Source organism: Citreimonas salinaria, assembly GCF_900107235.1.
Lineage (GTDB): Bacteria > Pseudomonadota > Alphaproteobacteria > Rhodobacterales > Rhodobacteraceae > Citreimonas > Citreimonas salinaria.
On sequence record NZ_FNPF01000036.1, the window covers coordinates 1 to 9,112 of the forward strand.

At 63.0% G+C, this 9,112-nt stretch carries 8 protein-coding genes; 4 read left to right on the forward strand and 4 right to left on the reverse strand.

The window, feature by feature from the left end; genetic code table 11:
- The first annotated feature begins 105 nt into the window (after positions 1 to 105).
- Positions 106 to 294: a helix-turn-helix domain-containing protein gene (locus tag BLW27_RS22180; protein ID WP_089886415.1), complete on the forward strand. Its 189-nt coding sequence runs from the start codon at positions 106 to 108 to the stop codon at positions 292 to 294.
- A gap of 23 nt (positions 295 to 317) precedes the next feature.
- On the opposite strand, the gene BLW27_RS19935 is transcribed toward BLW27_RS22180, so the two are convergent.
- Entirely contained in the window at positions 318 to 1,538 is a 1,221-nt protein-coding gene (locus BLW27_RS19935) for an erythromycin esterase family protein (protein ID WP_177178021.1), read from the reverse strand.
- A gap of 276 nt (positions 1,539 to 1,814) precedes the next feature.
- Here BLW27_RS19935 and BLW27_RS19940 point away from each other — a divergent pair, with 276 nt between their 5' ends.
- Together BLW27_RS19940 and BLW27_RS19945 are read left to right on the forward strand one after the other, a co-directional pair.
- Positions 1,815 to 2,543 (forward strand): protein-L-isoaspartate(D-aspartate) O-methyltransferase, encoded by a 729-nt coding sequence (locus BLW27_RS19940; RefSeq protein ID WP_089886427.1) that lies wholly within the window; start codon positions 1,815 to 1,817, stop codon positions 2,541 to 2,543.
- Positions 2,544 to 2,552: 9 nt separating this feature from the next.
- Positions 2,553 to 4,994 carry a spermidine synthase family protein gene (locus tag BLW27_RS19945; protein WP_089886419.1) on the forward strand — a complete coding sequence of 814 codons (2,442 nt, stop codon included), beginning with the start codon at positions 2,553 to 2,555 and terminating at the stop codon, positions 4,992 to 4,994.
- Between the two features lie 174 nt (positions 4,995 to 5,168).
- On the opposite strand, the gene BLW27_RS21555 is transcribed toward BLW27_RS19945, so the two are convergent.
- The 3 genes from BLW27_RS21555 to ku form a co-directional block, all read right to left on the reverse strand.
- The gene (locus tag BLW27_RS21555) at positions 5,169 to 6,059 is read right to left on the reverse strand and encodes an ATP-dependent DNA ligase (RefSeq protein WP_218141190.1); all 891 of its coding nucleotides are present in this window, start codon (positions 6,057 to 6,059) and stop codon (positions 5,169 to 5,171) included.
- Between the two features lie 11 nt (positions 6,060 to 6,070).
- On the reverse strand, positions 6,071 to 6,601 hold the full coding sequence (locus BLW27_RS21560) for a DNA polymerase ligase N-terminal domain-containing protein (RefSeq protein WP_218141191.1): 531 nt from the start codon (positions 6,599 to 6,601) through the stop codon (positions 6,071 to 6,073).
- Between the two features lie 78 nt (positions 6,602 to 6,679).
- The gene (gene ku / locus BLW27_RS19960; protein ID WP_089886422.1) at positions 6,680 to 7,471 is read right to left on the reverse strand and encodes a non-homologous end joining protein Ku; all 792 of its coding nucleotides are present in this window, start codon (positions 7,469 to 7,471) and stop codon (positions 6,680 to 6,682) included.
- A 547-nt stretch (positions 7,472 to 8,018) separates the two neighbouring features.
- Here ku and BLW27_RS19965 point away from each other — a divergent pair.
- A complete protein-coding gene (locus BLW27_RS19965) occupies positions 8,019 to 8,207 on the forward strand; it encodes a DUF3008 family protein (protein WP_089886424.1) in 189 nt (62 codons plus the stop codon).
- The last annotated feature ends 905 nt before the right edge of the window (positions 8,208 to 9,112 follow it).

Consider the following 9,112-nt stretch of genomic DNA (forward strand, 5'->3'; position numbering starts at 1 on the left):
ACACCGCGCTTGGCATACCTGTCACAGAACCCGTGGGATAAGTGCGTCCGGGGAAAGGGGAGGTTCGCGCTTCACCCTCTTTGCGCAACAAAGCCTCTTACGCCGATGGAATGTCTGCGGCAGGTGCGGCTCGACTCTGCGCATTACAGGCTGAGCCGCCACCGCGATCCCGAAGGGGTGGGTGACGTGGCTCATGCCTGCGGCTTCTCGCATCTGGGCCGCTTCGCACGGAACTACCGGGCGCGCTTCGGCGACAGTCCTGTCCGAAGACGGTGTCGGGTCAAAAAGATCTAAGTGTCGCGAGGAGGGCGACGTTTTCAGAGTGCGAACGGATAGGTCTGCGGCATGGCCTCCAGTTCGACAGCGGGGAGCGGTTCGACGGCGTCGGTTTCCTCGAACCAGAAATAGGCGTCGAACTGAGCCGACAGGGACGCCTCTGCATAGTGGCTGACCAGCTCGGTCTGCGGACGGTAGATGACCCCTATGAACCGTTCGGGGCGCCACGGTTCGAGTGTCTCGGCCAGCCCCGCCACATTGCGGATGTCGAGGAAGAAGCGGTCCGGCTCTGCTTCCCGCATCAGCGCCCCCCAGCTTGCGGGGACCGAGGGCCTGACGATCATCGTCTCGGTGGCCCCGTTCCATCCGTGAGCGGCGGTGACCGTGCCCCGATCCGTGCCGAACCCGACCAGCACAGCGTCGTTGCCGAACGCCTCGCGGCTGAGTTGCCCAATATTGATCTCGCCGCGGCGCCCCATCTGCGTCGCTGCCGCGTTCCCGACATGGGAGTTGTGCGCCCAGACCACCGCTTTCGCGTCCGGACCGCGGGCCTCCAGAACTGCCTGCAGCGTCTCGAACATGTGGGTGTCACGGAGATTCCACGAGGCAACCGACCCCTCATACATCGCGCGGTAATAGGCTTCGGAGGCGGCAACCACCCGCGCGTTCTGCAAGGCATCGAAGAACGCAGAATCGCTGGCTTCGATCATGCTCATACGGTCGCGCAGCACGTCCTCGATCACCGCGACCACCTCGTCCGAGCAGCTGTCCGCAGGCGAGCGCTGTGCCAGTGCGCCATAGGCTGCCGGATCGTCCACCCACGGCGCCAGACAACCGTAACGCTCGCGCACCTCTTGCAGCGCGGCCGGATCGTGGCGCCGCACGAAATCCACGACCGCATCCATGGAGGAGGGCAGCGAGTAGAGGTCGAGCCCGTGGACGCCGGCGCGACGGTCCGGATCATCGATCTGCTGATTGATCACTTTCAGGCGGTCCACGAAGTCGCGCATCGCGCGATTGCGCCACATCCAGACCGGGAACCGCTGGAACGGCGTGAGGGCGGTCGGCATCTCGGCCCGGTCGCGCACATAGGCGTCGATCCGGGCCGCGTCAGGCCAATCTGCCTCAATCGCCACGATGTTGAAGCCATGCTCCCGGATCAGTCGTTCGGTGATTGCGGCCCGTGCCCGGTAGAACTGGTCGGTGCCGTGCGTCGACTCGCCAAGCAGGATCACCCGCGCATCCGCGAACCGGTCGATCACCGACGCGAACGCATCGCTCGCAATGCCCGGCAGGGGCTCGGCTGCGGCCTCGATCGCCGAAACGATTCCGCGCTCGTTTTCGGGCAGACCTCCTTGGCTGAACGCGGGCCCGGCTCCGGATGCGGCAACTCCGAGCGCAGATGCCGCCGCTCCGCGAAGTAACGTCCGGCGCGAAAGATCATGAGTGCCCACGGCAACTCCTCCCAACTTCACTGCGGAACGCTTCGCTCGCGCGGACGTTCCGCCAAGGAGAACCCAGAAATCCGGAGAAATCGGATGACAAACAAGAAGCGTTGGTTCGCCGCCCTCGCACTTTCGATCTGCGCCACTCTGCCTGCCGCCGCGCAGGACCGCGCCGAAGAACGCGCCAATATGGTCGAAACGGTGCAGGCCCATGCGCTTTCCGCCCCGAGCGTCGAGGCAGGTGTCGACCCTGTAGTTCTGGAGGTGATGCGGGCGGTGCCGCGCCACGAGTTCGTTCCCCCGGACGTCCGCTTGTTGGCCTATGAGGACCGTCCCTTGCCGATCGGCTACGGTCAGACGATCTCGCAGCCCTTCATCGTCGCGCTGATGACCGATCTCCTAAAGATCGAACCCGGCGACAAGGTTCTGGAGGTCGGCACCGGTTCGGGATACCAGGCGGCGGTGCTCTCTCCGTTGGCCGAAGAAGTCTATACCATCGAGATCGTTCCCGAACTCGGCGAGCGCGCCGCCGGAACTTTCGCCGATCTCGGTTTCGAGAATGTCGAGGCCAAGATCGCCGATGGTTATTACGGCTGGCCCGAGCAAGCTCCGTTCGACGCGATCGTCGTGACCGCCGCGGCCAGCCAGATCCCGCCGCCGCTTGTCCAGCAGCTCAAGCCCGGCGGCCGAATGGTCATTCCGATCGGCGGGCCGTTTTCGGCCCAGCAACTCATGCTGGTCGAGAAACAGGAAGACGGCAGCATCACGTCCCGGCAGTTGCTTCCGGTCCAGTTCGTGCCGTTCACCCGCGCCGAGCAGTGAGCCTGTGAGGTGAACCGGCCGACCCTATTCGCTGTCGCCGTCGTCTCGGCTGCGATCCTCGCGTATCAGGTGCTGCTGGTCCGGCTGCTGGCGATCATAAGCTGGCATCACTTTGCCTACATGATCATTTCGATCGCGCTGCTTGGCTTTGGCGCAAGTGGCACGGTGCTGGCCCTGACCCGGGCGCGGGTGGTGCCGCACTTCACGGCTGCCTTCGCCACCTGTGCAGCGTTCTTCGGGGCGACGGCTGTCGGTGCCTTCGCGATCCTGGCGCGGTTGCCGTTCAATCCGCTGGCCCTCGTCTGGGACCCGCAGCAGATGATCTGGCTGGGCGCGAGCTATGGCGTGCTCGTCCTGCCGTTCTTCTTCGGCGGCGCTGCCGTCGGTCTGGCCTTCACCCGACACGCGGCCGAGATCGGTCGGCTTTACGCCTACGACCTTGTCGGCGCGGGAGTGGGGGCGCTGGGAATGGTCGGCATTCTTTTCCTGGTGACTCCCGCGGTGGCGCTCCGGCTGGTCAGTGCAGCCGGACTTCTCTCGGCGGCGTTGATCCTTCTGCCCTCTGCCCGCAGAGGCCCACGGCTCGCCGCCGTCAGTTTTGCTGCGCTCGCGTTGCTGAGCGCAGCCTGGCTTCCGTCGGGACTCACCGCCATCCAGCCGCACGTGTCCCAGTTCAAGGGCCTGCCGATGGCACTGCGCACGCCAGACGCCCGCGTGATCGCCGAGCGTTCGAGTCCGCTGGGGCTGATCAGCGTCGTCGCGAGCCCGACAATCCCGTTCCGCTATGCGCCCGGCCTGTCGCTGGCCAACACGATAGAGCCGCCAGAGCAACTCGGGATCTTCACCGATGCCGACTCGCTGAGCACGATCACGCGGTTCACCGGCGAACTCGAGCCGCTGGGCTATCTGGACTACACGACCTCTGCCCTGCCCTACCACGTTGTGGAGGAGCCCGAGACGCTTATCCTTGGAGCCGGGGGCGGTGAACAGGTGCTCCTGGCTCTCTATCACGGCGCGCGGGAAATCGACGCTGTAGAACTCAACCCGCAATTGGCCGATCTCGTCGCAGACCAGTACGCCGAGTTCGCGGGCGGCATCTATGACCTTCCGCGCGTCGATCTGCACGTCGCCGAGGCACGCAGCTTCATCGAGCGAACCCGGAAGCGCTATGACCTGATCCAGATACCGCTTCTCTACTCCTTCGGCGCGGCTTCGGCGGGCACACAGAGCCTCCACGAAAGCTACACCTATACAGTCGAGGCGCTGCAGAAATATCTCGAAACGTTGGAGCCCGGAGGAGTGCTGTCGATAACGCTCTGGGCAAAGCTACCGCCGCGCGACTCCGTGAAACTGTTCGCCACTGCCGTGGAGGCGCTGCGCGAGCGCGGCGCGGTCGACCCCGGGCGGCAACTCGCGATGGTGCGAAGCTGGAAGACGGCCACGCTGATCGTGAAGAACGGCGAATTGGCGCAGGCAGAGATCGCCTCCCTAAAAGAGTTCGCCCGAGCCCGGTCCTTCGATCTGGCATGGTATCCAGGGATCCGTGCCGAGGAAGCGAACCGCTTCAATATCCTCGAGCATCCGTATTTCTTCGAAGCTGCCACGGCCTTGCTTGGCCGGGAGGCCGACGCATTCATCGGCACCTACAAGTTCGCGATCTCGCCAGCTACCGACGATCGCCCATTCTTCAACGACTTCTTCGAGTGGCGCTTCCTGCCGGAGCTCTTCGAGCTGCGCCGCCAAGGCGCCGCGGCAATGCTCGACATGGGATACCTCATCCTGTTTGCGACACTCGTGCAGGCGATAGTGCTTTCGCTGTTGCTGATCGTGGCTCCGCTTCTGCTGCGGCGCCGGGGCTTTGCCGGCAGCACGCCCAAGACCGGCGTGTCGCTCTACTTTCTGGCGCTGGGCCTCGGTTTCCTGTTCATCGAGATCGCCTATATTCAGCGCTTCATTCTCTTTCTTGGTCATCCGCTCTATGCGGTCGCGGTGATCCTGGCGGGCTTTCTGGTATTCGCCGGAGTCGGCAGTGCACTGGCTTCCCGGCTGGACCGCGCCATGGCCCGATGGGGCGCCCAAAGCGTTCTTGGCCGAAAGATCGGCGCCATAGAACTCTCGGCCTTGGGCGTTGCTGTCCTGGCTACGCTCTATCTGTTCTTGCTGCCTCCGCTTCTCGAAGCTTTGATTGCGTGGCCGGATGCCATCAAGATCGCCGTCACGCTTGTTCTCGTTGCGCCGCTCGCCTGTCTGATGGGAATGCCATTCCCGCTTGGAGTGGCGCTGATCGCACGGGCGAACCCGGACCTGGTCCCCTGGGCCTGGGGGATCAACGGCTGCGCCTCGGTGGTTGCCGCAATACTCGCCACGCTGCTGGCGATCCATGCCGGCTTCACGGCGACGATAGTTCTTGCGGCGGTCGTCTATCTGCTCGCCCCCATCGGGCTGCGGTGAGCGGGCTTGCAACATTCCTGACGACGGCCGATCGGCCAAGAACGCTTGCTGGGCGGAGCGTTCCACGGGTGCGCCACATTTGATCACGCACAAAAGATGCGGCAATCTGTGCTGCCGCATTTGTCTTTCCTTCGTGTACTGCCGTCACAGCCTACTCAGACGTGAGCAGGTCGGTCAGAACCAGTTGTCATCAATGTCGAGGATTGCCCCGGTGACCGGATCGTACTCGATCTCGACCTCGTTCCCGTCAGGAGCGAAGGCTTCGACCTCGTAGAGGCCCCATTCGACGTCAAGGTCATGGATGCCGGTGTAGCCCATAGCCTGCATGGTGGCGTAGGCATCGGTGGCAGTGACGTAGGTCGGCACGGCGTCGCCGTACATTTCGATGAACATAAGGTCTGCGGCTTCATCCGCAGCCGTCAACTCGTCTGCTGTCAGAACGACTACGTCGTCCTGGGCGAAGGCTGCTGTGCCCACAAGTAGGCTGCAGGCCGTGGCGCTTAAAAAAGTCTTGATCAACATCACGTTGTTCCTTTTCCAGGTTTCCGTGTTCCAGAGCAACGTCGCGGTGCTGTCTATGTTCCCGCGGCGCCGGGCGCAGATCCTTGCCGTCAAGATGAAGGATGTCGAAGGCGAAGAACACCAGGCGGTCGACCCGACCCTCCGAGAGATCCGACTGCAACAACGAGAAGTCCGACGCGCCGCTCGCCCTTCGACCACGAGCTCACCATCCAGAATGGCGTCTTGCGCGTTCAGCTGCCCGAGAGCTGCCGGTATCGCGCCGCCGAACCTGTCGGTCCAGTCGTAACCACTGCGGGTAAAGAGCGTGGAGCGGCCCTCACGCACATGAGCCTGCAGGCGGTAGCCATCGAACTTGATCTCGTGAAGCCATTTTTCCCCGGACGGAGCAGACGGCTTCAGGGTGGCGAGGGCCGGCGAGATGAAGCCAGGATACTCCGCCGCCTTTGCCTTCGCCGGCATTGGCGGCAGCTCTTCCGGGGGTTGCTCGATCTTACTGGTCGTCGACGACCAACCGGCGTCCTCGCCAGCCACCTCCTCGACCACGCGCCCCGCCTTTACCGAATCCGGCGCTCGTCGACAATCTGTTGGTCGCCCTCCTCGCGGGCGAACTCATCATCGCCCTTGATGAGGAGCCAGTTGTCTTTTTTCTCGCGCGGCTTGCGCGCCATTCGGGTGAGATGCCAGCGGCCGCCCAGCTTCTCGCTCTGGATCTCGAATTCCAGATGACACTTCTCCAGCCCCTTCCGCGGGTCGTTCATGGGCTTCCACGAGCCACGGTCCCACAGGATAACGGTGCCCCCGCCATACTCTCCCTTTGGGACGGTTCCCTCGAAGTCTCCGTAGTCGAGCGGGTGGTCCTCGGTCTGCACCGCCAGACGCTTCTCACCCGGACCAAGGCTGGGACCTTGCGCTACGGCCCAACTCAGCAACACGCCGTCGAGCTCGAGGCGCAAGTCGTAGTGCAGCCGGCGCGCCGCGTGCTTCTGGATCAGATAGCTGTCGCCGCTTTCCGAGCCGCCGATCTCGCCGCGGGGCTCCGGCGTGGCCTCGAAGTCCCGCTTCTTGTTGTAGCTCTCGAGGGCCATTTACCCGGTTTTCCGGCGCTGCGACCCGGACTCCTTTTTCGCTCCCGACCCAGATGCGGCCTTCTTCCGCGACGGCGTTCATGGCTTCGTCTTCCCGGATGTCTTCGCGCTCTCGCGAAGCGCATCCATAAGGCTGGTGACCTTCGTTTCCTTCGGCTTCTTCGGCGGCTTGATCTCGCGCCCCTCGATCTTGGCCTTTACAAGCTCGGCGACGGCCTGGTCATACCGATCGTCGAAGTCCCGAGGATCGAAATCCCCGGACTTTGTCTGGATGATGTGTTTCGCCAGGTCAAGCATCTCGCCTTCAATCTCGAAATCAGGAAGATCGTCGAAGACTTCGGCGGCTGGCCGCACCTCGTAGTCGAAATTCAACGTATGGGCGATGAGCCCGAGGCCCTGCGCCCTCAGCATCACGGTCCTGACGCGTCTGAAGAGGACTGCGCGGGCGAGGGCAGCCACCTTCTTCCTGCGCATCCCCTCGCGAACGACCGCGAATGAACCCGCGAAATTCTTGTCGGAGGGCGCGATGAAGTATGGCTTGTCGAAGTAGGCGGTCTCGACCTCCGAGCAGGGAATAAAGGCTTCGATCTTGAGCGTTTTGTCACTGTCGGGAACCGCGTCGGCGATCTCCTCGGGATCAAGGATGATGTACTGATCCTTGCTGGTCTCGTAGCCCTTGACCTGGTGCTCCTTCTCGACCGACTCTCCAGTGTCCTCGTCGATGTACTCGCGCTGCACCCGATTGCCGGTCTTTCGGTTCAAGATGTGGAATGAGATGCGCTTCGACGTCGTTGCGGCCGCGTAAAGGGAGATCGGGAATGCGAGCTCGGCGAGCTTGATCGTCCCCTTCCACGTTGCTCTGACCGCCATCTCTGGTCCTCCGGCAGAAGTACTTCGACTCTTCAGCCGCACCCCGTCAGGTCGAGCATCAGGTGCCGCGAAGATTCGGGCCCTTAACTACAGCTTCGCACGATGTTCCTCGAAATCCGCCAGCGACGGGGCGACCGGACGCGTGGGGTAGCACATGGTGCCTTCAGAGCAGATACCAAACCGATCGATCGAGGATGATTAGCAGCGCGCATCGACTCTGTGTCACTCTCACGCAAGGCCGAGCTGAGCTGCGCGGGGTTTGCCGGAGGCTAATTCGCTCAGTTACGCGGGCACGTGATCGGATTGCAGAGCTGCGTAGAAGTTGGCCTCGGCGCTGCAATCCTCCCGATCGGCTCGAGAAGACGGCTTGGCCCGAACCGGTTCCACCACGGCGAAGCGAACGGAAGGCGAGACGACAGAAGGCAAGGGCGACAGAGGCAGCCTGTGTCCTAAAGCGATGTGAGCAGGTCGAGACGCAGAATAATCTCGGAACGTCAAAGCGAACCAGGCGTTCAACCAGCGAACGGACACGCAATAGGATGTTCCAATGCCTGCAAAGTCCAAAGCGCAACAGAAGGCCGCCGGTGCCGCCCTGTCCGCGAAGCGCGGCGAGACAAAAGTGAGCGATCTCGAGGGTCCCGCACGCGATATGTACGATAGCATGAGCGAGGATCAGCTCGAGGACTTCGCCTCGACCGATCGCAAGAACAAGCCCGAGCACAACAGCAAATCCTGAGGTCCCAGTTCCTCGAACGGCTCGGTTGCACCGGCTGCCGCGTGGAGGGGCCATGAAGGGCAAGGTTCTTTGGGTCGAGGACAAGCTGGCGGTTGCGAGCGCGGTCGGGTGAACGGCGCGTAGTTCGTGCAGCAGCACGACGTGACCTTGTCCGCAGATCAACGCGTGGCGCCATGAAGGCTGTCACGGAACGGAACAACGGCGTCTCGATCGGGTGGGACGGATATCGGCCGTAGATGGCGCACCACTGGCCCTCGCTCCTCTCCAGTGGAGCCCTCTCGAGGATAGCGCAAATCGACCGCACCGGCAGCGATCGCGGCAATAACGACATCATGCCGGGCGAGGCGAGCCCGAGCTTAAAGGTCGTTCGCGATGACATTTTGGCAGGTCTTGCGCGTACCCGTCGTGAACTACCTGTTCCGGGTCCTCCCAGGCGAGCCGAGTTTCGGGCCAGGTCTGCCGCCCGAAGGCGCTGACGCCGAGGCCTGCCACTTCAATTCCATCATCACGATCTCGCTCAGTCCACCACCTACCCGCCTTCCCTTGGCATCTGGGTAATTCTGCGCCGCCGGGGTCCGGCGGTCACGCCCCCCCGGCCGTCGGAACCAGCGCGAAACAGAAGAAATTTCATACAGCAATTCTCGTCACGTCCAGCAGCCGAGCAGGATGACCGCCATGGTCGCGCCCATCGGAAACATCGCTTGAGCATGGCGAGGCTGCATCGTAGCTTCGATGCATGAGCAAGCCATGCCCGTTGCGCTGCTGCAAGACGTCGACCGGCAACATCCGCCTTGCGGTGATGGTCTAGAGCGTATCGCCCTTGATTGGATTCGGGATTCTCAAGGCGTTCTTTCTGTGATTCCCTGCCGATATGGCAGATATGGGGGGCAGAGATGGGTAAACCG

Coding starts and splice junctions, on each gene's coding strand:
- BLW27_RS22180 (WP_089886415.1), top strand. CDS start 106: ATGGAATGTCTGCGGCAGGTGCGGCTCGACTCTGCGCATTACAGGCTG.
- BLW27_RS19940 (WP_089886427.1), top strand. CDS start 1,815: ATGACAAACAAGAAGCGTTGGTTCGCCGCCCTCGCACTTTCGATCTGC.
- BLW27_RS21560 (WP_218141191.1), bottom strand. CDS start 6,601: ATGGCCCTCGAGAGCTACAACAAGAAGCGGGACTTCGAGGCCACGCCG.
- ku (WP_089886422.1), bottom strand. CDS start 7,471: ATGGCGGTCAGAGCAACGTGGAAGGGGACGATCAAGCTCGCCGAGCTC.
- BLW27_RS19965 (WP_089886424.1), top strand. CDS start 8,019: ATGCCTGCAAAGTCCAAAGCGCAACAGAAGGCCGCCGGTGCCGCCCTG.